Source organism: Gordonia bronchialis DSM 43247 (assembly GCF_000024785.1).
GTDB lineage: Bacteria > Actinomycetota > Actinomycetes > Mycobacteriales > Mycobacteriaceae > Gordonia > Gordonia bronchialis.
In genome coordinates, this window is sequence record NC_013441.1 from 4,409,086 (window position 1) to 4,430,105 (window position 21,020).

Sequence of the window (21,020 nt, forward strand, 5' to 3'; positions counted from 1 at the left end):
CGCCGAAGACGATCGTGCACAGCCACGCAGCATCCACCACTGCCACAATGGCCTCATGGCCGACGACATCCGCTTCTACTTCGACCCCGTGTGCCCCTTCGCCTGGATGACCAGCAAGTGGGTGCGACAGGTACAAGCGCAACGCGACTATTCCGTCGACTGGCGATTCATCTCCCTGCGACTACTCAACGCCCACATCGACTACGCGTCGCACTTCCCGCCGGAGTACGAGGCCGGACACACCGCCGGACTACTCCTCCTGCGTGCGGCAACAAGCATCCGCCGCGAGCACGGCCGCGCGCCGCTCGGTCCGCTGTATCAGGCCTTCGGGACGCGAATCTTCGAGCAGCACAACGGAACCTATCTCGTCGACGGCACCGACTTCCGTGGCACCGAGGGCTTCCTCGGCCCGATCCTCGACGAACTCGGACTCCCCCGCCAGCACATCGCCGCGCTCGACGACGAGTCCCTCGACACCGAGATCCAGGCGGAGACCGACGAGGCGCTCGCCCTCACCGGCCGCGATGTGGGCACCCCGATCATCCACTTCGAGCCACCCGAGGGTGTCGCGTTCTTCGGACCGGTGATCAGCCGGCTGCCCGACGACGAGCACGCCGCGCAACTGTGGGACCACGTCATCGGACTCGCCCGCTTCCCCGGATTCGCCGAACTCAAACGCAGCCTGCGGGAGAAGCCGCAACTCAAGGCATTTGGCGTCGACGCCGACGAGACCGGTGAACAGGAGGACTGGCACGGGGGAAGCCGACGCACCAAGCACTGAGCCCGACAATACTGAGCCCGACGCTCAAAGCTCGTGCCGCACAAGGAACTCCTCGATGGCACCGGCAAAGACCTGGTTGTCATCTCCGGCCACCATGTGCCCGGCCGCACTCACGTCGGCCACCTCGGCCTGCGGAATCAGCGCCTTCATCGAGGCAACTCCGGCTTCACTGACGACGTCGGACTGACCACCACGGACGATCAGGGTGGGCACGACGATCTTGCGTGCGGCCGCGGTCAGCCGAACCGGGTCGGTGTGGCGGGGCTCGTCCTCGCCGGACCGGATGAACGCCGGGTCCCAATGCCAGTACCACCGACCGTAAGAACTGATTGCCGACGACCCGGGCATTGCTGAACATGCCCGGCCGCGGCGGTTCGTCGACCTCGGGATGAGTCACGGCGGTCATGCCGCGGCTCCGGCGCGTCGGTCGTCGGATTCGCGGGTGAGACGTTCGCGGACCGGGAGGAAGTCGTAGGTCGGGTAGAACTCGGTGTGGAAGGTGCCCCACGCCCGACGTTCCAGTTCGACGTTCACCGCGGCCAGCTCGTCGGCCGGCAACCGCAGCGTGACGATCTGCCCGATCCCCATGGCGACCACCCCGTTGCAGCGCAGGAACGCCATCTGGCGCTCGGACCAGTCCGAGATCCGCATGCCGAGCACCTGGGTGTAGAAGCGAGCGGTCCGTTCGATGTCGGTGGTGTTGAGCACGACATGGGCGATCTTGCGCGGAATGGCCTGGCGTCCGGCGGGTTCCAGCTCGGGCACGGCGAAGGTGTCGGCGGACAGTTCGATCGTGCGGCCCTCCGGGTCGACGAACCGCAGACCGTAACCGCCGCCGGCGTCGTCGAGCGGGCCGGGCTCGGTCAGCATCGGCACGCCGATCGCGACCAGCGCGCGGGCGGCGTCGTCCACCTCACGCGGGGTGGCGAGCGCGAAGCTGATGCCGCCCAGTGAATTCACATCGTTGCGCCGCAGGTCCAGGACATGGTGTTCGGAACCGTTGGCACGCAACCAGAATCGGTCGCCGTCCTCATCGACGGTGTGCAGGCGCCACACCTCGTGGTAGAAGTCCCGGGAGGCCTGCGGGTCGGCGACACCGAGGGCGACGGAACGCAGTCCGCGCAGCCGGCACACCGGAGCGTCGCAGAGTGGGGGAAGCTGGGAGTAGAGCACGGGAATCCTTGGGTTCGAGGTGACGATCAGAGGTCGAGGACGAGTTCGGCCGAGCGGCAACGTGATACGCAGGGGAACATCGTGGTGTTGGCGGCGTGCTCGTCGGGGCTGAGCAGGAAGTCGCGGTGGTCGACGTCGCCCTTGATCACGCCGACCTCGCAGGTGCCGCAGATTCCCTCGGTGCAGGAGCTCGGGACATCGATCCCCGCGTCGAGCGGGGCATCGAGGACCGACACGTCCGGGCCGACCGGGATGCGGTCACCGGTGCGGTCGCAGACCACGTCGAAGGCGGTGTCGTCGCCGGTGGGTGCGGGTGCCTCGGGTGCGGCGAACCGTTCGGTGCGCAGCGTGACCCCCTAGGGCACGCGGGCACTCACGGCGTCGAGCAGCGGCGCGGGGCCGCAGCAGTACACCACCGCGCCCGGTGTCGCCGAGCCGAGGAAGCCGTCGAGGTCGGGCAGGCAGCCGCGTTCGTCGTCGGCGTGCACGACGGCCGTGATGTGCCCGGTCACCTCGTCGACGAAGGCCATACTGTGCCGCGAACGGCCGGCGTAGAGCATCCGCCAGGTCTGACCCTGTTCCCGCAGCCGCCGCATCATCGCGACGATGGGGGTGATGCCCACACCACCGGCGACCAGCAGGTGCTCGGTGGCGTCGGGGTCGAGGGCAAAAGCGTTGCGGGGTCCGGAGATCTCGATCTCCGCACCGACCGACAACCGATCGTGGACCAGTGTGCTGCCACCACGGGACTGCTCGGCTCGCAGCACCGCGACGGTCCACCGCGAGGTGTCCTGTGGGTCCGAGCACAGCGAGTACTCACGGACCAGCCCGCCGGGCAGGTGCAGGGCGATGTGCGCGCCCGGCTCCCACGTCGGCAGCGGCGCACCCGTCGGGTCGACGAAGGTGACGCTGGTGATGCCGTCGGCCTCCCACGTCTTCTGCTGGACGCGAAGCACTCTCGTGTCTGTCGACATCGCTGTGGTGGACATCGCTGTTCCTTTCCGATCGGTTGTCGGTCCGCAGACGTCAGCGGGTGACGCCGTAGATCTCCGAGCTCGGCGGGTAGGTGGGCAGCTCCGGCTTCTTGGAGCCGATGATCACGCAGAACAGTGCGTCGGTGTCACCCACGTTGGCCAGGCTGCGGGGGACGCCGGCGGGAACCCGGATGAGGTCCCGGTAGCCAAGGCGCCGAACGGCTTTGCGATTGCCGTCTTCGACGTCGTGAACGGCGACCTCGAGCTCCCCTTCAAGGACGAAGAAGACCTCTTCGACGTCGTGGTGGGTGTGCTCGGGGCCCACGGCGCCGACGGGCAGCCGCATGTTGGAGAAGGTGAAGTGGTCCGATCCCAGGGTGCGGTTGTCACCCTCGTGGTTGCCGGTGGCGCCGGACCCGATGTAGCGGATCTGGGCCCGCTTGAAGCGGTCTCCGCCCGCGGCAGCCTGGAAACCCAGGGTGTCCCAGTCCTCGTGGCGGGTCTCGCGGCTCGCGATGCACGAGTCGATGAGCTGGTCGAGGTCGACGGCGGTCTTCTTGGGAGCGGTCATGATGGTGTCCTTTCGGTGGGTGGTGCGGTTGGGGGTCTGCGGATCACGCGCGGTGCGCGATGGCTTCGATCTCGACGCTCGCGCCGTAGGGCAGCGCGGCGACCTCGACAAACGAGTGTGCGGGCCGAGGAGCGTCGAAGATCTTCTCGTAGTGACGGTTTGCCGCGTCACGCAGCGAGACGTCGGTGACGAAGTAGGTGGTCTTGACCACGTCGGTCAGCGCCATGTCGATGGTCGCGAGACGTTCGGTCAGCCGGGCGACGGCCGCATCGAGGGCGGGTTCGACGCCGGCGACGGCCTTGCCGTTCTCGTCGACCGACAGTGCGCCCGAGACGAATCCGAAACCCGCCGCCTCGTAGGCGGGGCTGTACGGATGTGCCGCGGGGGCTGTGGTGTCGGCGGTGATGGTCATGGTGTTCCTTTCCGGTGGAGTCGAGAGGTGCTGTGTCACTAGTGCTTTCCCCAGGCGATGGGGGCGTCGCTGCGGTCGAGGTAGATGCTCTTCTGGTCGCAGTACGCGCGGACGGCGTCGCGGCCCTTCTCGGTGCCCAGCCCGCTGTCCCGCAGGCCGGTGAACGGGGTGGAGATGGAGAACTGCTTGTAGGTGTTGACCCAGACGGTGCCGGCGTCGACGGCCTCGCCGAGGCGCAGTGCGCGGCGATAGTCCTCGGTCCAGATGCCGCAGGCCAGTCCGTAGACGGTGTCGTTGGCCTGGGCGATGACATCGGCTTCATCGTCGAAGGGCAGGATGACGGCGACAGGCCCGAAGACCTCCTCCTGGCAGATGGTGTCGGTATTGGCGACGCCGGTGAGGATGGTCGGCGGATAGTAGTTGCCGTCCGCGAGCCTCGGATCGTCAGGAATGGCTCCACCGCACAGGATTCGGGCTCCGGCGGCGACGGCGTCGTCGACCATGGCGGCCACCGAGTCACGGTGGGCACGGGCGATCATGGGGGCGACGTCGGTGCCGGGATCGGTTCCGCGGCCCAGCCGCAGCTGCTGCGCACGCTCGACGAGGTCGGTGGTGAACGCATCGAAGATGCTGCGCTGCACAAAGATCCGTGATCCGGCGATGCAGCTCTGCCCGGAGGAGGAGAAGATGCCGAACAGCACTCCCGCCACGGCGCGCTCGATGTCGGCATCGTCGAAGACGATCGTCGGGGACTTGCCGCCGAGTTCCAGGGTGATGGGCATGAGTTTGTCGGCGGCCACGTGGGCGAGGTGACGTCCGGTGGCGGTGCCGCCGGTGAAGCTGACCTTGGACACCAGCGGGTGGCTCACCAGCGCTTCGCCGACGGTGCGGCCCGGCCCGGGCAGTACCGAGAGCACGCCGGCGGGCAGGCCCGCCTCCTCGCACAGCTGGGCGAGCAGCAGGGTCACCCACGGCGCCCACACCGGCGGCTTACTGATCACGGCGTTGCCCGCAGCGAGCGCCGGCGCGAGCTTCTGCGCGTCGGAGGCGATGGGCGAGTTCCACGGGGTGATGGCGCCGACCACCCCCATCGGCCGGTGCGTGGACATCGTCAGCCACGGCCCGCGTGGCGTGGTCAGTGCCGAGTCCATGGTTTCCAGTGCGGCAGCCATGTAGCGAAAGGTGTTGGCGGCACTCATCGCGAGTGCCCGCGTCTCGGTGAGGGTCTTGCCGGTATCGAGGGTCTGCAGCGCGGCGATCCGGTCACAGGCATCCTCGACGGCGTTACCGATGCGGTGCAGCACGGCGGCCCGCTCGTGCGGCAATGCCGATGCCCATCCGGAAGCCCTTGCGGCGGAGAGACCTTCGCGCACTGCGGTGTCGACGGTGTCGGCGGTCGCGCCGTGCAGGGTGGCGAACACGGCGCCGGTGGCCGGGTCGATCGACTCGATGAGGTCTCCGGTGCCGATCTCCCACCGGCCGGCGACGAAGATCCGGTCACGCAGATCCCGGGCGGGGTCGACGGTCGGCGTCGAGGCGCAGACGGGGGAACCGTCGTGAAGGTGTGCTGGACTCGTGGCGAGCGACATGCGTGGGGTCCGTTCAGACGAGAGGCGCGACCGGGGCTGTGGTCCGCGCTGACGATTTATCTTTGCGCTAAGACAGTTGTAAAGCCTTAGCGCAAAGACGTCAACCTCGGAAATGCCTGGACAGACGTCCGAAACGGGAGTTACGCCCAAGAAACTGCTGCGACGCAGGTCACATGGGGTGTGTCGGCGAACACAATTGCCGCGAAAATTTTCTGGTGCGCGCCTCAGCCGATGGTGATCGGGTCGGTTTCGCCCGGATCCAGACCGTCCTCGAGCACCGCGGAGCGCGAGGAGTGCTCGAGCCGGCTCAACAACGAGGCGAGCTCGGCGGCCTCCTCCTCGGAGAGTTCGCCGAGCATCGACGCCAACTTGGCGAAGTGGTCGTCGGCAATGCGGTCGACGAGTGCCGCCCCCTGTGGGGTCAGCGTCACGTAGACGACGCGGGCATCGCCGGCATCACGGGACCGGGTGACGAGTCCGGCGTCTTCGAGACGTTTGACGCGCAGCGAGAGACCGCCCGTGGTGACCAGGGTCTGTTCGGCCAGCTGACCGGCGGTGAGTCGATGGTCGGGCTCGGCGCGGCGCAGACAGGCCAGGACGTCGAAGCCTGCCTCACTGATGTCGTAGGCCTCGAAGGTGCGCGCGATGCGGGCGCGATAAACCAGAAAGCTGCGGTGCAGGCGGCCGAAGACCTTCAGCGCGGAGACGTCCAGTTCCGGACGCGCGACCGCCCAGTGGGACACGATGACGTCGACTCCATCCATGATGGGCCGTAGCCTACCTGCACCGGCCTACCTGCCCTGCGCCGACGACTGTCGCGGGCGCGCCGCCCTTCGGACGCACCCGCGACAGTCGATGAACCCTTATGCGAAGTACGGCCGGTGCTTGCGCTTGTTCTCGACGACCTCCCGGGCCATCGCCAACGCCACGCTGACCGTGTCGGCCTGGGTGGAGGCCGATCGGGCCAGGATGTCGCGGGCGGTGTCGGCGATGGCGTCGACGCGCTCGGTGAGCCCGTCCTCGGCGTCGTGGATCTCGGCTTCCACCGCGAGTAGCCCACCCGCGTTGGCGACAAAGTCCGGGACGTGAATGATGTTGCGCTCGCGCAGGTCCCGCGCGAGCGCGTCGTGGCTCAGCATGTTGTTGGCGGCACCCACGAGGATCGAGGCGCGCAGTCCTGCCACCACCCGCTCGTCGATCACCCCACCACCGGCACACGGCGCGACCACGTCGACATCGGCCAGCAGAACATCATCGAGATCGACTGCGACCAGGTCGATCTCGTCCACAGCGCGGCGCACCCGTTGCGGATCGATGTCGGCACCGAAGACCTGCGCACCGGCTTGCGCGAGCATGCGCGCGGCATGCAGCCCGACGTTTCCGAGCCCCTGGATGGCCACCCGTGCGCCCGCTACCGCGCGGTCAGCGGCCTCGAGCGCGACCTCGATGCTGCGCACCACACCACGAGCGGTGAAATACGACGGATCGCCGCGCTGGCTCGAGGCCACCGGCACGTGCCGTCCGATCAGTTCGAGGTCACGCACCGAAGTGCCCATGTCCACACCCGGGATGTACCGGCCACCCAGCGACGCAATGTATTTCGCGTGTGCCACCAGGATCTCGTCCCGATTGGCCACGCGCGGGTCGACGTTGATGACGCTCTTTCCGCCACCGAGAGCCACTCCGGCAAGGGCTGCCTTGTAGGTCATGGCCTGCGCGAGGTTCATCGCGTCCGCGACTGCGTCCGCCCGGGTGGGGTACGCCCGCATGCGCACCCCGCCGAGCGAGGGCCCCAACGTCGTATCGTGCACGGCGATAACGGATTCGAGTCCCGCCTCCGGGTCGCGGCAGAGCACGATCTGCTCGAAGTCGCGGTTGGTGAAGTCGTCAAGGATGTGGGTATCGGTGAATGTCGTCATGCCGCAGGACGGTACGAGTGTCGCGGGTCACACCACAAGGACTTGGCGTGGACCAGGGTGCGATACGCAAATCTTTGTTACTGGATTCTCGCCTGCGCTAAATTGTTGCGCATGGTTGAGCTCGATGATGTTGATCTTCAATTGTTGGCACTGCTGTCCGCGGACGGTCGGGCGACCTTCTCCGACCTCGCCTCCCGCGTGAACCTGTCGGTGGCCGCCACCAAACGACGCGTCGACCGGCTCCGCGCACAGAAGGTCATCACCGGTTTCACCGCCACCGTCGACCAGACCGCACTCGGCCGTCCGGTCGAGGCGTTCACCGAGGTCCGCTACGTCGGCACCTCGCAGCCCGAGGAGATGATGGCCGAGATGACCCGCATCCCCGAGGTCGAGGCCGTCTACACCATCGCGGGCGACCCCGACATGCTCGTCAAGGTGCGCGCCCGCGACCACAGCCACCTCCAGCAAGTCATCAACCATCTCCGACGCGGCGGCAAGGCCACCGGCACCAAGACGATGATCGTCCTCGGCTCCTGGCACCGCTGAGCGAGCCGTCCCGGCCATCAGCATGTCCGCAACCACTCTCCCCACGCAAAGAAGTCCGCAGTCCCCGGAGAGATCGCGCAGAACTTTGCGTTCCTCACCCGCTCTCCCCACTTTTCCTCGACGTGTCCCAGGTCACACTGCTTGCATGAACGGCGTTGCCGATCCGCCGACACCCACGGCCGGACCGGAACGCAGCGAAACCCCGCTTTGAGGAGACACACCCATGCCCGGAACCGGGATATGGCGGACAAAATCCGTCGAGCAATCGATCGCCGAAACCGATGAACCACGCAGCAAGCTGCGCAAAGACCTGACCACCCGAGATCTGACGGCCTTCGGCGTGGCCGTGGTCATCGGTGCCGGCATCTTCACCCTCACCGCACGCACAGCCGGCGACCTGGCCGGCCCGTCGGTGTCACTGGCCTTCGTTATCGCCGCGGTAGCCTGCGGCCTGGCCGCGCTGTGCTACGCGGAGTTCGCGTCCACCGTGCCGGTCGCCGGCAGCGCGTACACCTTCTCCTACGCCACCTTCGGCGAGTTCATCGCATGGATAATCGGATGGGATCTGATCCTCGAATTCGCCTTGGCCAGTTCGGTTGTCGCGAAGGGCTGGTCGCTGTACCTGGCCGACTTCCTCGGCTCGGCGACCACCCTCGACATCGCCGGCGTCAAGGCCGACTGGGGCGCGGTCCTGATCATCGGTGCCATCACCCTCACCCTGGCGTTCGGGGTGAAGCTGTCGTCGCGGGTCTCGGCGATCATCACCGCGATCAAGGTGGCGGTGGTGCTGCTGGTGATGATCGTCGGCGCATTCTTCATCAACACCGACAACTACAAGCCGTATGTTCCTGCCGCCGAACCGAACACCGATTCCGCGTCGGGCCTGCACCAGACGCTGTTCGCCATGCTGACCGGCTCCGACGGCAGCAACTACGGCGCCTACGGGCTGCTCGCTGCGGCGAGCCTGCTCTTCTTCGCCTTCATCGGATTCGACGTCGTGGCCACCACCGCCGAGGAGACCAAGAACCCGCAGAAGTCCATCCCGCGTGGCATTCTCGGTTCGCTCGCCATCGTGACCGTCCTCTACGTCGCGGTGACGGTGGTACTGACGGGCATGGTCAGCTATCAGCAGCTGCGTACCGGCAGCCCACTGGTCGGCGAGGGCAGCGCTACTCTCGCAACGGCTTTCGAATACCACGGCATCACCTGGGCGCAGACGGCGATCAACGTCGGTGCACTCGCGGGCCTCACCACGGTCGTGATGGTGATGATGCTGGGCCAGACCCGTGTCCTGTTCGCGATGTCACGCGACGGTCTGATCCCCCGCACCTGGGGCACAACCAACAAGTCCGGAAATCCGGTGCGTATCACCATGATCGTCGGTGTCGTGGTCGCCGTCATCGCAGCGATCTTCCCCATCGAGACCCTCGAGCAGATGGTCAACATCGGCACCCTGTTCGCCTTCGTCCTCGTCTGCGCCGGTGTACTCGTGCTGCGCAAGACGCGCCCCGATCTCAAGCGCGGCTTCCGAGTTCCGGGCAGCCCCGTCGTACCGATCCTGGCGATCGTGGCCTGCGGTTGGCTGATGATCAACCTGTCGGTGGAGACCTGGGTTCGGTTCCTCGTGTGGATGGTCATCGGTGTCGTCGTCTACGCGCTCTACGGTCGCCGGCATTCGGTCCTGCGGCTGCGATTGCGTTCTGCCGCGCAGGTACCGGATCAGGAGGTCATCGATCCGGACGCCACCGCCGAGAAGGTGCCCGTCCGAGACTGAGTGACCCTTCTGGTCGATTCAGTGTGATGTTGTGCCCGGTTTCCGGCCACAACATCACACTGGTCTGTTGGGGTTCAGGGCCGGCCGATTCCCCACGGACCGTTCACCCGATCCCGACCAACCGTTCCGACGCCGACCACAACCCGTCGATGAGTTCCTGCTTCCTGGCCTGTGGATTCTCCCGGCCGTCGGCCTTGAACCGGCTGTAGTACTTGCCGTTGATCGCCGGATCGGCGCCGCGATTGGCCAACGCGATGAGCGGAGCCGCACCTTTCTCCGGGGTGATGGTGCCGATCCGCTTCAGCGGCGTCCGGTACAGCAGGCCGACGAAGAAGGAGTCGCGCCCGAACTTGGTGGCCGCCGGACCGGGATGCACGGCGGCCGAGACGATTCCGTCGTCGGACCATCGCTGGGCGATTCCGCGGGTGAACAGGATGTTCTCCAGCTTGCCGGTGCCGTAGCACCGCAACTCGAGGGCGCGCCGACGCTCCCAGTCGAGATCGTCGAGGTCGACGCTGCCGGCGAGGTTCCCGACGCTGGAGGTGTTGAGCACCAGCGCACCCGAACCGGCGGCGAGCTTGTCGCGCAGCAGATTGGTCAGCAGGAAGCTGCCGAGATGGTTGATCTGGAAGTTCGGTTCGTGTCCGTCGGATGTCCGCCGCTTCGGGTCGAAGGTGCCGCCCGCGTTGTTCATCAGGACGTCGATGGACTCAACACGCGCACTGATCTTCTCGGCCAGCGCGCGGACGTCGTCGAGCTTGGCGTAGTCAGCGGTGAAGGCGGTCGCCCCGGTCTGGCGGGCCACCGCATCGGTCTTCTCCTTCGATCGTCCGACGATGATGAGATCGGTTCCTGCTCCGGACAATTCACTCGCGGCGATCGCACCGATGCCGTCACTGGCGCCGGTGATGACCACTGTTCGGGTGGGTGCCATGGTCGTCTCCTCGTTGAGTCGTGTGGTGGGTGGGCGGTCAGAGAACCTTGTCAATGTCGCCGGTCATCTTCTCCGGCTTCACCGTCGGGGCGAATCGCCCCACCACCGCACCCGACTTGTCGACCAGGAACTTGGTGAAGTTCCACTTCACGCGGCTACCCAGCAGTCCCGACTTCTGTTGGCGCAGCCACTGATACAGCGGATGCGCGTCACCGCCGTTGACGTCGACCTTCGCGAACATCGGGAAGGTGACGTCGTAGGTGAGTGAGCAGAAGTTCTTGATCTCCTCCTCGTCGCCCGGCTCCTGATGCGCGAACTGGTCGCACGGGAAGCCGAGCACCACCAGGCCCTTGTCGGCGTACTCGCGGTGGATCTTCTCCAGACCCTCATACTGCGGTGTGAACCCGCACTTGGATGCGGTGTTCACGATCAGTAGCGGATGTCCGCGGTAACGCTCCAGGTCGACGGGATTTCCGTCGATGTCGGTCGCGGTGAAGTCGTATGCCGTGGTCACTAACGCCCCGTTCGTCGTCCCCAGGCCGGTACCGCTCGGCACCGACACCGCAGAGCCTACGCGCCGCGGCACCGGTACAGGGCCGGTCAGCCCCACTCCGCCTCCACGACGAAGCCGCGGGCATCTGGCCGTGGGCCGGCCGTGAACGTCCCGCCGGTGGCGACGACGCGCTCACGCATGCCGATCAAGCCGAGTCGCGAACCCGGCGGCCGTATCGCCGAATCCGGGCTGCCCCCGTCGTCGGACACGATCACCCGCACCGCACGCGGTTCGGCAACCATCACCGAAACCTCCACTCGGGCAGCCCGTCCCGCGTGTCGGACGACATTGCTGAGTGCTTCCTGCACCACCCGGTACGCAGCACCGGAGATCGCGGTCGCCACCGCCGCGAGGTCACCCTCGGTACCGAACACGACCTCCAGGCCGTCGGCACGGGCCCGCGCGACGAGTTCTTCGACATCCGACAGTCGTCGTGCCGGCAGTCGCTGCGCGCCGCCTTGTTCGTCGCGCAGGGCGGTGAGAATGCTGCCCAACTCGTCGAGGGCGTCGGCACCGGCCTGCCGGATGGCGCCGATCGCGGCACGCGCCTGCTCCGGTCGACGGTCGAGCAGTTTCGCGGCAACATCGGCCTGCACGGTGACGGTGACCAGCGCGTGCGCGACGGAGTCATGCAGATCGCGGGCAATCTCCAACCGTTCTCGGTCCGCCGCCTGCCGCTGCATCAGTCGCACCCTTTCCCGTTGTGCCGCAGCGTGTTCGGACCATATCGCGAGGAGCTGCCCGGCGAGCATCAACGCGAACGCCCAGGCCGGCCCCGCGATGGCGATGGCACCCGGCTCACCGGTCCCCAGTATCTGACCCGCCACCACCGCCACCGATATGGCGAAGGCCGCGCCCAGCGCCACCCACCACGAGGCGGCGTAGCCCACCAGCGCCATCGCCACGGGCCCGAGGAGCAGAACCGGTCCACCCGCATAGCCCAGGGCCAGGTAGGCGAGAACAGCGATGGCCGCGCCAGATGCGGCGAGCACGGGCATCCGACGCCACGGCAGTAGGGTGAGGGCCCCGGCGACCCCGATGAGGATGGCGACGAGATCGGGTTGCCGGGCAGAAGTACCGCCGCCGGCGTGCGGCGAGCCGAGCGCGATCACCACCACGAGCGCGGCGATCAGCACGGCGTCGTACCACCTGATTGCGATCTGCGTACTGCGGGACATGACCCGACGTTAGGACGCAGCACCCCGGTTTCGCGTCGTACCAGTGTTGAGATGTCCGCTACTGTGGCACGGTCGAGACGTGGCGTCCACGATCCGCGTCCTGCTCGCCGACGACCAGCCGCTTGTACGGTCGGGTTTCGGTGCGCTGCTCGACGCCGAAGACGACATCGACGTCATCGCCCAGGCCGGTGACGGTGCCGAGGCGATCGAACTGGCCCGCTCCCATCACCCCGACGTGGCCATCCTCGACATCCGGATGCCCGGCACCGACGGACTCACCGCCACCCGCACCATCACCGCCAACCCGGACCTGGCGGAGGTGAAGGTGCTGATCCTCACCACGTTCGAGCTCGACGAGTACGTCTTCGAGGCGGTGGCCGCCGGGGCCAGTGGATTCCTGGTCAAGCACACCCAGCCCGAGGAACTGGTCCGCGCGGTCCGGGTTATCGCGGCCGGCGACGCACTGCTCTCGCCCAGCGTCACCCGTCGCCTGATCAGCCGATTCGCCGACGCCGGACGATCCCCCACAACACCCGTGACACCTGGTGGCGGCCCGGTGTCCGCACTGACCGAGCGGGAGACCGAGGTCGTCCGGCTCGTTGCCGACGGGTTGTCGAATGAGGAGATCGCACAGCGCTGGGTGGTCAGCAACGCGACCGTTCGCACCCATGTGAGTCGTGCGATGACCAAGCTCGACGCCCGCGACCGTGCCCAGCTCGTGGTGTTCGCCTATCGCCTGGGTCTGGCCACACCGCCTCAACATCTGACGTAGCACGATCTCCACACCAGGCCGACGACGCGAGAGCTGCTGCGCGGCATCGTTGTCCACATGACTCACTACACCTCGCACACCGCACTCCGACCCACCCTCCGACCCGCCGTCACCGACACGTCAACCTGCGTGCGCGCCGTCGACCTGACCAAACGATTTCGCGGACGCACCGTGGTCGACGCGGCCACGTTCTCGATCCGAACCGGCTCGGTGACCGGGCTCATCGGCCCCAACGGCGCGGGCAAGACCACGCTGATGGGCATGATGCTCGGCCTGGTCCGCCCGTCCGCGGGTTCCATCGAAGTGCTGGGACACACTCCGGCGCACCGTGATCGATACCTCCCGCGGGTCGGCGCACTCATCGACACACCTGCCTTTCACCCCGGGGTGTCGGCTCGCGCCAACCTCGCCGCGATCGCCGCGCTGGCCGGCCAACGCGGCGACGACATCGACGATCTCCTCGAAGTCGTCGGACTCGCCGACTGGGCCGACGACCGCTTCGGCACCTATTCACTCGGCATGAAGCAACGGCTGGGCATCGCAGCGGCACTACTGGGGGACTCTGATCTGGTGATTCTCGACGAACCGGCCAACGGCCTCGACCCCGTGGGCATGCGCGAGATCCATCGGGTGATCACCGGTATCGCTCGCGAAGGCCGCAGCGTGGTGGTCTCCTCCCACCTGCTGCACGAACTCGAAAGCTGCTGCGACGACCTGATCGTCGTGGAGAACGGCCGGATTCGCTATGCCGGCGGGACGGAGGATCTGGGCCTAAAGGCGGCTGCCCTCACCATCCGGCCGACCAGCGAGAGCGAGCTTTCCAGATTGACACGCCTCATCACCGGGGTCGTCGATGCGGCCACGCCGGCCGACGGCGTCGTCCACGTGCCCGTCCCCGCCCACCTTGACCCGTATGCACTTTCGGGACAGATCAATTCGAGCGCGCACGACGCCGGGATCGTCCTCACCGAGATCTCCGGCCATCACCACGATCTTCAGTCGCGCTACCTCGAACTCGTCTCCTCAACCCACTGATCCTGCTTTCCCACAACAACTGTCACCTCCAAGGAGAGATCATGTCCACCATCACCACCTTCCGGCGATCCTTTGTCTCGGAATGGATCCTGCTCGGCCGGCGCCGCCTGTGGATCGGCGTGTCGGCCACCGCGATCGGACTCGCGGCGGTGATCACCTGGCTGCTCGTCGCCTCGTCGACGACGATGGGCCGCGGACAGACCGCGGTGACGCTCGACTCGCACGCCATCACCGGCAGTGGTGGGGCCACCGCGGCGGCCATGCCGGCCATGGGCTTCACGGCACTGCTCACCGTCGCCGCGATGGGCAACGACATCAGCCGCGGTACGTTGCGGACCGCTTTCCTCCGACAACGCAGCCGGGCGATGCTGATCACCGGAAAACTCGGCGCGCGGATCGTCATGGCGCTGACGGTGTTGGTGGCGGCGATGATCACCGCCGCGGTGACCACCCAGATGATCGACCTGGCCCGCGGGCTCGACACCAGTGACCGGGCGTCGACAGCCGCCCTGGGCACGACGGCGGAGAATCTGCTGCGGCTCATCGTCTTCGTGACCATGTACGCAGTGATCGGCACCGCCGTCGCGGTCGCCATCCCCTCGACCCCGATCGCCCTCGGCGCGCTGCTGGTGTGGTTCGGTCCGGTGGAGAACATCATCGGCGACGGGCGGACGTGGGCCCAGGAATGGTTCCCCGGCCTGGTGCTCCGTGAGGTCCTGGCGCCCACGCCCACCGGCCCGTCCACCACCCACGTAGCCATCGTGCTGGCCGCCTACGCGCTGGTTGCGATCGCCACCATCACCGTACTGACCAGGCGTGACGTCACCGAATGACGATGCGACGTCGCTCGCGAGTGGCCGTGCCCTGTCATAGGGCGCGGCTATCGTGGCAGCAAATCCGCCAACCGAGGAGGTATCGATGACCGACGACCGGCACGCGATCATCGACACCACGCTGTGCTCGATCGCCCTGGCCGCGTCCGGTGAGAACCTCGTCGGCCTCGCCTTTGAACTCGACGGCCACTACTCGGCCGGCGCCACCATCGGACCCGTCGTCGACTCCGCCCACGACCCCCTGCTGCGCGCGGCGCACACACAGCTCACCGAGTACCTGACCGGGGACCGTCGCGACTTCGACCTCCCGCTCGCGACCCACGGCGACGCGTTCTCCGAGCAGGTGTGGGCGCTGCTGCGGGAGATTCCCTACGGCGAGACCACCACCTACGGTGCGATCGCCACGGCACTGGGCAACCCGCGGTTCGCGCAGCGCGTCGGTCAGGTCGTCGGTCGCAACCCGATCGGCATCATCATCCCGTGTCACCGCGTGATCGGCGCCGACGGCACGCTGACCGGTTTCGGCGGCGGACTCGACCGCAAACGCCGCCTGCTCGACCTCGAGGAACCCGCAGAGCGCAGAGCCGAGCGGCTGTTCTGACGACGGCCCTGACATAGATGACACCGCTGAGCGGCCAGACGCACAATATGCATCTGACGGCTGCCGTGGCATCTATGTCAGCGGTCGCCGCCCGAGGGGTCGGGTCCCCACTGACTTCCCGGATGCCGCACCGGACCGGATTGGCCCGGCCACGGCGCCTGCCCCATCGGAGGCGGCACCTGTCGCGCACGTGTCGACTTCACCACCACGACGACGACCGTCACGATCGTCCCGACGACCACGGCCAGAAACGCCAAGAGAACCAGCAGGTGCCAGGGCTGCAGCATTGCCATCACGCACGCACAGTAACGCACACCCCGACGTGTAGCGTCGACGACGCAGTCAACCGTTCGTCAGGGGGTCGGGATGTCGAAGATCGTGTTGTTCGGGGCCACCGGGTACACCGGACGGCTGACCGCCGCGGCGCTGGTGGCCCGCGGGATCCGGCCCGTCCTGGCCGCACGCAACGCCACCACACTGGCCGGCCTGTCCGACGAACTCGGCGGGCTCGAGACCGCCGTCGCCGATGTCACCGACCCGGCGTCCGTGCGGGCACTGCTGAGTCGCGATGACGTGATCGTGAGCACCGTGGGGCCGTTCCTGCGCTACGGGCAGCCCGCGCTCGACGCCGCGCTGGACGCCGGAGCACATTATCTGGACTCGACGGGTGAAGGTCCGTTCATCCGTGCGGTTTTCGAGCGTGACCGGGCAGCACGCGAGGCAAACATCGCCCTGCTCACCGCATTCGGCTTCGACTTCGTTCCCGGAAACCTCGCCGGCGCGTTGGCACTGCAGCATGCACCAGACGCCGTTGGACTCGAGATCTGTTATGGCATCGTCGATCCCGGAGCCAGCGGCGGAACCCAGGCGTCGATCGCCGGGATGATCTTCGAGAAGGGTTTCGCGTTGCGCGGTGGCACGCTCGCCCCGGCACGCCTCGGCGGACGCATCCGCGACTTCGATGTCGACGGCAAGCCGCGCACCGCGGTGTCGGTCCCCGGGTCCGAGCATCTGACTCTCGTCCGCACCCATCCCGAGCTGCGGGACGTCGACGTCTACCTGGCGATGCCCCGAAACCCAGCCCGCGCAATGCAATTCGGCACACGGATCGCTGCTCTGGCGGCGCAGGTCGCGCCCCTGCGGCGGGTCGGTGACGCGATGGTCAGCCGCGCGGTCAAAGGTTCCACCGGCGGCCCCAGCTCCGACGAGCGCGCCCGCACCACCACGTGGATCGTGGCCGAGGCGCTGGACGCCCAGGGACGCGTCCTGCACACCACGCGACTCGACGGCGTCGATCCCTACGGCTTCACCGGCGCGATGCTCGCCTGGGGTGCCGACAAGGCATTGACCGGCGCCCTGAGATCCGACGGCGCCCTCGGGCCGGGGGAGGCCTTTGGTCTGGCCGAACTCACCGCCGGCGCGACCGAGGCAGGCCTGACCGTCAGGGCGTGATGGTCACCGTCGTGCCCACCGACACCCAGCGGTAGAGTTCGGCCATCGTCGGTCCCGGTACACGGATGCACCCGCGGGAACCGTTGGTCTTGTATTGCGTCCGGTCGCCGTACGGGAACCGTTGCCAGGGCGAGTCGTGGAATCCGAAGTCGCGAAAGAACGGCAACCAGTACCGCACGAACACCCGGTAGTCGGGTCCGTTCAGATACCGGTTGGTCTCGCGGCTGACGATATGCCACGTGCCCAGTGGCGTGCCGTGCCCACGAGCGACGCTGCCGCTGGTGATAGCCGATGACTCGACCAGGCGGTCACCCTCACAAAACCACATCCACTGATCACCGAGGCTGACCTTGACCAGCCGCTGTTCACCGACGCCGGCACAGGCGAGCTGGGCTTCGCTGGGCGCCCTCGTCGAAGGTGCCGCCACCACGTAGCCCTGGTCCGGGGCGTTGGCGATCGGGGCGGCATCGGAGCGACCTGTGACGAGTTCGGTCACGAGCACGATGGTGACACCGAGCGCGGCGACCACCAGGACCAGCAGCCACCACTGGTCGCGCAAAGCCGCGACCCCCTCGGAGACGTGCCGGATCGCCACGACGATCAGGGCTCGCAGCTCGGACGGTTCACCGCGTCGATCTTACGCGTGTCGAAGAATGCCTCCGACGGCGTCGTCTCTGACCGCCTCAGTTGTGATCAGGCGTCGCGCAACTGCCGCCGCAGGATCTTCCCGCTGGCAGTCTTCGGAATCTCCGGCAGCAGCACCACCTCACGTGGCACCTTGTAGGCCGCGAGTCGCTCCCGCGCGAAACCGATGAGCTCGGCGGGCGTCGCACCGGCATCCCCACGAAGCGTGACGAACGCCTTGACCGTCTCCCCACGGTAGGAATCGGGAACCCCGACCACCGCGGCTTCACGGACCGCGGGATGCTCGTACAGCACGTCCTCGACCTCACGCGGCCACACCTTGAAGCCGCTCGCGTTGATCTGGTCCTTCTTGCGGTCGACGATGTAGAACCAGCCGTCGTCATCCACATATCCCACATCCCCGGTGTGCAACGCACCCTCGGGGATCGCAGCACCCCTGCCGAATCAGGTAGTCGGACGGTTATCGACGGCGACCCCATCGACGAGAGTGATGGGGACCACACGGTGATACCCGCCCGATCGAGAGGACCTCACATGACTCAGCAGAACGCCGAAGCACTCAAGAAGGCCTTTGCTGCCGCCGACCAGGGCGATCCCGTCCCCCTCGTCGAGTTGTACGACGACAACATGACCTGGGCCGGATTCACCCTCGACGGCACCCAGCGGCTGTACACCAAGGGCGAGTTCCTCGAGGCGTTCGGTGTGCTGGCCATGCTCGACGAGTCCCGCAACGAGGTTCTCTCGTGTGACGTCGTCGGCGATGAACTGGCCAACGTGCGCGCCTACCGTCGGCTCGGCGATCAGGAACTCGACATCACGATGGTCATGACCCATCGCTTCGTCGACGGAAAGGTCACCCACGGAACCGACATCGTGCCGTCGTCCTTCGAGCGGTTCTGGTCCGATACCGGCATCACGGTCTGAGGAGGACAACTCTCATGAGTGCCACCCTCGCCGCGCCCACCAGCCTCGACGCCGCCTTCGCCGCGCTGGGCGCGGCGAGCCGGTACTGACCGTCGATGACATCGACGGAACCGGAACCGACATGATCGTCCTCGCGCGGGACGTGCACATGCCGGTGGTCGCCGAGATGATCCGGCTCGGCTCCGGATTCCTCTGTGTCACAATCGATCCCCGACGAGCCGAGAAACTCGCCCTGCCACCGATGACGTGGGCGTCCGCGGTCCGGACCTTCGGCGGCCGGATGTGCGTGTCGGTGGACGCACTCGGCACCACCACCGGGATCTCGGCGCTGGACCGGACCACCACCCTGCGCACCATCGCCGACCCCGACGCAACGGTCACCGACTTCACCCGTCCCGGACACGTGATCCCGGTACTCACCGACGACGCGGTCATCGACCGTCCCGGCATCCTCGCCCGGGCCGGTCTGCGGTGCGGCGACGACACCACCTCCCCGGTCGCCTTCGTCTCCCTGGTGTCCGAGATCGACCCCGTGCGAATCGCCGGCACCGCCGAGGCGGGCGATCGCGGGCTACCCGTGCTGCGCTATTCCGATCTCCTCGCGACCTGGACCTGACCTCGACGCCCGCCCGGGGATGCCGTCGAGCCTCCTCGCGGCCGTCGCATCGTCGAGTACTACCGTGTGTGGGTATCACTCGAGCGGGAGGTTGACTGTGCAGCAGATCGGTGTCGTCGGCGGCGGAACGATGGGTGCGGGCATCGCGGAGGTGTGCGCGAAGGCCGGCAGCGACGTCATCATCCTCGAGGTCAAACAGGAGTTCGCCGACGCCGCGCGGCAACGTGTCGAGAAGTCTCTCGCGCGGGCGGTCACCAAGAACAAACTCAGCCAGGACGACGCCGACGCCGCACTCGGCCGGCTGCGCGTGACCACCGACTACGCCGACCTCGCCGACCGCGACCTCGTCATCGAGGCAGCGCCCGAGATCGAGGATCTCAAGCGCGAGATCTTCACCCGGCTCGACGAGGTGGTCGGCGAGAACACCATCCTGGCGACCAACACGTCGTCGATCCCGGTCATCAAGGTGGCCACCGCCACCAAGCGCCCGGAGCGCGTGGTGGGTGTCCACTTCTTCAACCCGGTCCCGGTGATGCCGCTCGTCGAGATCATCTCCACCCTGGTGACCGCCGACGAGACCGCCGACGCGGTGAGCACCTACGTCCGCGACACCCTCGGCAAGAACCCGGTCCGCGCGGGCGACCGCTCGGGCTTCATCGTGAACGCGCTGCTGATTCCCTATCTGTGTCAGGCGATCCGCATGTTCGATTCCGGCTACGCCTCCGCCGAGGACATCGACACCGCGATGAAGGGCGGCTGCGGATACCCGATGGGCCCGCTGACGCTGGTCGACACCATCGGTCTCGACATCACGCTCGCCGCAGCGCAATCGCTCTACGACGAGTTCGCCGAACCCCACTTCGCTCCCCCGGCACTCCTGCGCCGCATGGTCGACGCCGGGCACCTGGGCAAGAAGTCGGGACGCGGGTTCTACACCTACTGACGTCGTGCGATCGGGCGAAAACTTCCGCTGCTGACCAGCGGACGAGTGACAATGGGTGGCAACCGTCAGGAGCCGCTCATGAACACACCGGACGCTTCGCCATCCGACGCCCCACCATCGTGCGTGCCGAACTGTGCATCGTCGGCGCCGGAATCGCCGGGATGAACGCGCTCTTCGCGGCCACCCGCTACCTGTCGCCGACGGACACCGTCGTTCTCGTCGATCGGCGATCGGGGCCGGGCGGTATGTGGCGCGAGACGTATTCCTATGTGCGCCTTCACCAACCGCATGCGATGTTCACCGCCGGGAACATCGCCTGGGAGTCCCGTTGCGATCGTGCCCACCTCGCGACCGGCACCGAGGTCCTCGCACACTTCGACACCATGGTCCGGGTGATGAGTCAGCGGGTCGCCCTCGATGAACGCTACGGCTGGTCACTGGACTCGGCCACCGAGGCCGACGGAGTGGTCACGGCAACGATCACCGACCACGACGGCCATCGGCTGATCATCCAGACGCCCCGCCTGATCAAGGCGTATGGGTTTGCGGTGCAATCGAATCCGCCACTGGAGCTGTCGAGCACACATGTCACGTCAGTCTCGCCGGACTCCTGGAATCCCCATACCGACGCCCCCGATGCGCCGGTGTGGATCATCGGCAGCGGTAAGACGGCGATGGACACCGCGCACCTGCTGATCACCGAGCAACCCGGCCGCGAGGTCAACATGGTGACCGGCGCCGGCACCTACTTTCTTTCCCGCGACACTCTGTACCCGACCGGCCGGCGCCGCTAGT

Annotated in this window: 22 protein-coding genes and 5 pseudogenes; 12 read left to right on the plus strand and 15 right to left on the minus strand. The window is 67.2% G+C overall.

Translation table 11 applies throughout. The annotated features are described in order from the left end of the window. Nucleotides 1-55 precede the first annotated feature (55 nt). Nucleotides 56-781 (plus strand): mycothiol-dependent nitroreductase Rv2466c family protein, encoded by a 726-nt coding sequence (locus GBRO_RS20385; RefSeq protein ID WP_012835770.1) that lies wholly within the window; start codon nucleotides 56-58, stop codon nucleotides 779-781. Between the two features lie 24 nt (nucleotides 782-805). Here GBRO_RS20385 and GBRO_RS20390 read toward each other — a convergent pair. The 9 genes and pseudogenes from GBRO_RS20390 to GBRO_RS20425 all read right to left on the minus strand — a co-directional run. Next, nucleotides 806-1,102: pseudogene (locus tag GBRO_RS20390) on the minus strand (alpha/beta fold hydrolase); the annotation flags it as partial. An 81-nt stretch (nucleotides 1,103-1,183) separates the two neighbouring features. Next, a pseudogene (locus GBRO_RS26645) lies at nucleotides 1,184-1,378 on the minus strand (hypothetical protein); the annotation flags it as partial. Beyond that, a pseudogene (locus tag GBRO_RS20395) lies at nucleotides 1,379-1,954 on the minus strand (VOC family protein); the annotation flags it as partial. A 26-nt stretch (nucleotides 1,955-1,980) separates the two neighbouring features. Next, a pseudogene (locus GBRO_RS20400) lies at nucleotides 1,981-2,928 on the minus strand (PDR/VanB family oxidoreductase). Nucleotides 2,929-2,980: 52 nt separating this feature from the next. After that, a complete protein-coding gene (locus tag GBRO_RS20405; RefSeq protein ID WP_012835772.1) occupies nucleotides 2,981-3,499 on the minus strand; it encodes a cupin domain-containing protein in 519 nt (172 codons plus the stop codon). A gap of 43 nt (nucleotides 3,500-3,542) precedes the next feature. After that, complete coding sequence (locus GBRO_RS20410) at nucleotides 3,543-3,911, minus strand: RidA family protein (RefSeq protein WP_012835773.1); 369 nt, start codon at nucleotides 3,909-3,911, stop codon at nucleotides 3,543-3,545. A gap of 38 nt (nucleotides 3,912-3,949) precedes the next feature. After that, entirely contained in the window at nucleotides 3,950-5,500 is a 1,551-nt protein-coding gene (locus tag GBRO_RS20415) for an aldehyde dehydrogenase (RefSeq protein ID WP_012835774.1), read from the minus strand. 224 nt (nucleotides 5,501-5,724) lie between these two features. After that, on the minus strand, nucleotides 5,725-6,264 hold the full coding sequence (locus GBRO_RS20420; RefSeq protein ID WP_012835775.1) for a MarR family winged helix-turn-helix transcriptional regulator: 540 nt from the start codon (nucleotides 6,262-6,264) through the stop codon (nucleotides 5,725-5,727). Nucleotides 6,265-6,363: 99 nt separating this feature from the next. Next, entirely contained in the window at nucleotides 6,364-7,419 is a 1,056-nt protein-coding gene (locus GBRO_RS20425; protein ID WP_012835776.1) for a Glu/Leu/Phe/Val dehydrogenase dimerization domain-containing protein, read from the minus strand. 111 nt (nucleotides 7,420-7,530) lie between these two features. On the opposite strand from GBRO_RS20425, the gene GBRO_RS20430 reads away from it, so the two are divergent. Together GBRO_RS20430 and GBRO_RS20435 are read left to right on the plus strand one after the other, a co-directional pair. Further along, the gene (locus tag GBRO_RS20430) at nucleotides 7,531-7,965 is read left to right on the plus strand and encodes an Lrp/AsnC family transcriptional regulator (RefSeq protein WP_012835777.1); all 435 of its coding nucleotides are present in this window, start codon (nucleotides 7,531-7,533) and stop codon (nucleotides 7,963-7,965) included. Between the two features lie 223 nt (nucleotides 7,966-8,188). Then, nucleotides 8,189-9,739 (plus strand): APC family permease, encoded by a 1,551-nt coding sequence (locus GBRO_RS20435; RefSeq protein WP_012835778.1) that lies wholly within the window; start codon nucleotides 8,189-8,191, stop codon nucleotides 9,737-9,739. A 103-nt stretch (nucleotides 9,740-9,842) separates the two neighbouring features. Here GBRO_RS20435 and GBRO_RS20440 read toward each other — a convergent pair whose 3' ends face one another. From GBRO_RS20440 to GBRO_RS20450, 3 genes are all read right to left on the minus strand, one after another. Continuing rightward, on the minus strand, nucleotides 9,843-10,673 hold the full coding sequence (locus tag GBRO_RS20440; protein ID WP_012835779.1) for an SDR family NAD(P)-dependent oxidoreductase: 831 nt from the start codon (nucleotides 10,671-10,673) through the stop codon (nucleotides 9,843-9,845). A gap of 37 nt (nucleotides 10,674-10,710) precedes the next feature. Beyond that, entirely contained in the window at nucleotides 10,711-11,187 is a 477-nt protein-coding gene (locus tag GBRO_RS20445; protein WP_041920003.1) for a glutathione peroxidase, read from the minus strand. 86 nt (nucleotides 11,188-11,273) lie between these two features. Next, complete coding sequence (locus GBRO_RS20450; RefSeq protein ID WP_012835781.1) at nucleotides 11,274-12,404, minus strand: sensor histidine kinase; 1,131 nt, start codon at nucleotides 12,402-12,404, stop codon at nucleotides 11,274-11,276. A 79-nt stretch (nucleotides 12,405-12,483) separates the two neighbouring features. Between GBRO_RS20450 and GBRO_RS20455 the strand changes: the two genes are divergently transcribed. The 4 genes from GBRO_RS20455 (at nucleotide 12,484) to GBRO_RS20470 (ending at nucleotide 15,645) form a co-directional block, all read left to right on the plus strand. After that, nucleotides 12,484-13,176, plus strand: coding sequence for a response regulator transcription factor (locus GBRO_RS20455; protein WP_012835782.1), 693 nt, complete (start codon nucleotides 12,484-12,486; stop codon nucleotides 13,174-13,176). Between the two features lie 57 nt (nucleotides 13,177-13,233). Further along, nucleotides 13,234-14,211: an ABC transporter ATP-binding protein gene (locus GBRO_RS20460; protein ID WP_012835783.1), complete on the plus strand. Its 978-nt coding sequence runs from the start codon at nucleotides 13,234-13,236 to the stop codon at nucleotides 14,209-14,211. 41 nt (nucleotides 14,212-14,252) lie between these two features. Next, on the plus strand, nucleotides 14,253-15,044 hold the full coding sequence (locus GBRO_RS20465) for a hypothetical protein (protein WP_012835784.1): 792 nt from the start codon (nucleotides 14,253-14,255) through the stop codon (nucleotides 15,042-15,044). Between the two features lie 85 nt (nucleotides 15,045-15,129). Next, the gene (locus GBRO_RS20470; protein WP_012835785.1) at nucleotides 15,130-15,645 is read left to right on the plus strand and encodes a methylated-DNA--[protein]-cysteine S-methyltransferase; all 516 of its coding nucleotides are present in this window, start codon (nucleotides 15,130-15,132) and stop codon (nucleotides 15,643-15,645) included. A gap of 77 nt (nucleotides 15,646-15,722) precedes the next feature. Here GBRO_RS20470 and GBRO_RS20475 read toward each other — a convergent pair whose 3' ends face one another. Beyond that, nucleotides 15,723-15,941 carry a hypothetical protein gene (locus GBRO_RS20475; protein WP_041920004.1) on the minus strand — a complete coding sequence of 73 codons (219 nt, stop codon included), beginning with the start codon at nucleotides 15,939-15,941 and terminating at the stop codon, nucleotides 15,723-15,725. A 70-nt stretch (nucleotides 15,942-16,011) separates the two neighbouring features. On the opposite strand from GBRO_RS20475, the gene GBRO_RS20480 reads away from it, so the two are divergent. Next, nucleotides 16,012-17,097: a saccharopine dehydrogenase family protein gene (locus GBRO_RS20480; protein ID WP_012835787.1), complete on the plus strand. Its 1,086-nt coding sequence runs from the start codon at nucleotides 16,012-16,014 to the stop codon at nucleotides 17,095-17,097. Here the strand turns inward: GBRO_RS20480 and GBRO_RS20485 are convergent. Together GBRO_RS20485 and GBRO_RS20490 are read right to left on the minus strand one after the other, a co-directional pair. Then, complete coding sequence (locus GBRO_RS20485; RefSeq protein ID WP_012835788.1) at nucleotides 17,087-17,692, minus strand: L,D-transpeptidase; 606 nt, start codon at nucleotides 17,690-17,692, stop codon at nucleotides 17,087-17,089. The genes GBRO_RS20480 and GBRO_RS20485 overlap by 11 nt on opposite strands. A gap of 98 nt (nucleotides 17,693-17,790) precedes the next feature. Beyond that, nucleotides 17,791-18,171, minus strand: a pseudogene (locus GBRO_RS20490) (AMP-binding enzyme); the annotation flags it as partial. 105 nt (nucleotides 18,172-18,276) lie between these two features. Here GBRO_RS20490 and GBRO_RS20495 point away from each other — a divergent pair. The 4 genes from GBRO_RS20495 (at nucleotide 18,277) to GBRO_RS27615 (ending at nucleotide 21,019) form a co-directional block, all read left to right on the plus strand. Beyond that, nucleotides 18,277-18,666 (plus strand): nuclear transport factor 2 family protein, encoded by a 390-nt coding sequence (locus GBRO_RS20495; RefSeq protein WP_012835789.1) that lies wholly within the window; start codon nucleotides 18,277-18,279, stop codon nucleotides 18,664-18,666. Then, entirely contained in the window at nucleotides 18,647-19,282 is a 636-nt protein-coding gene (locus tag GBRO_RS20500) for a 3,4-dihydroxy-2-butanone-4-phosphate synthase (protein WP_083775635.1), read from the plus strand. The genes GBRO_RS20495 and GBRO_RS20500 overlap by 20 nt, the downstream gene beginning before the upstream one ends. 97 nt (nucleotides 19,283-19,379) lie before the next feature. Beyond that, nucleotides 19,380-20,225: a 3-hydroxybutyryl-CoA dehydrogenase gene (locus GBRO_RS20505; RefSeq protein WP_012835791.1), complete on the plus strand. Its 846-nt coding sequence runs from the start codon at nucleotides 19,380-19,382 to the stop codon at nucleotides 20,223-20,225. Between the two features lie 119 nt (nucleotides 20,226-20,344). Then, nucleotides 20,345-21,019, plus strand: coding sequence for an NAD(P)-binding protein (locus GBRO_RS27615; RefSeq protein ID WP_012835792.1), 675 nt, complete (start codon nucleotides 20,345-20,347; stop codon nucleotides 21,017-21,019). The last annotated feature ends 1 nt before the right edge of the window (nucleotide 21,020 follow it).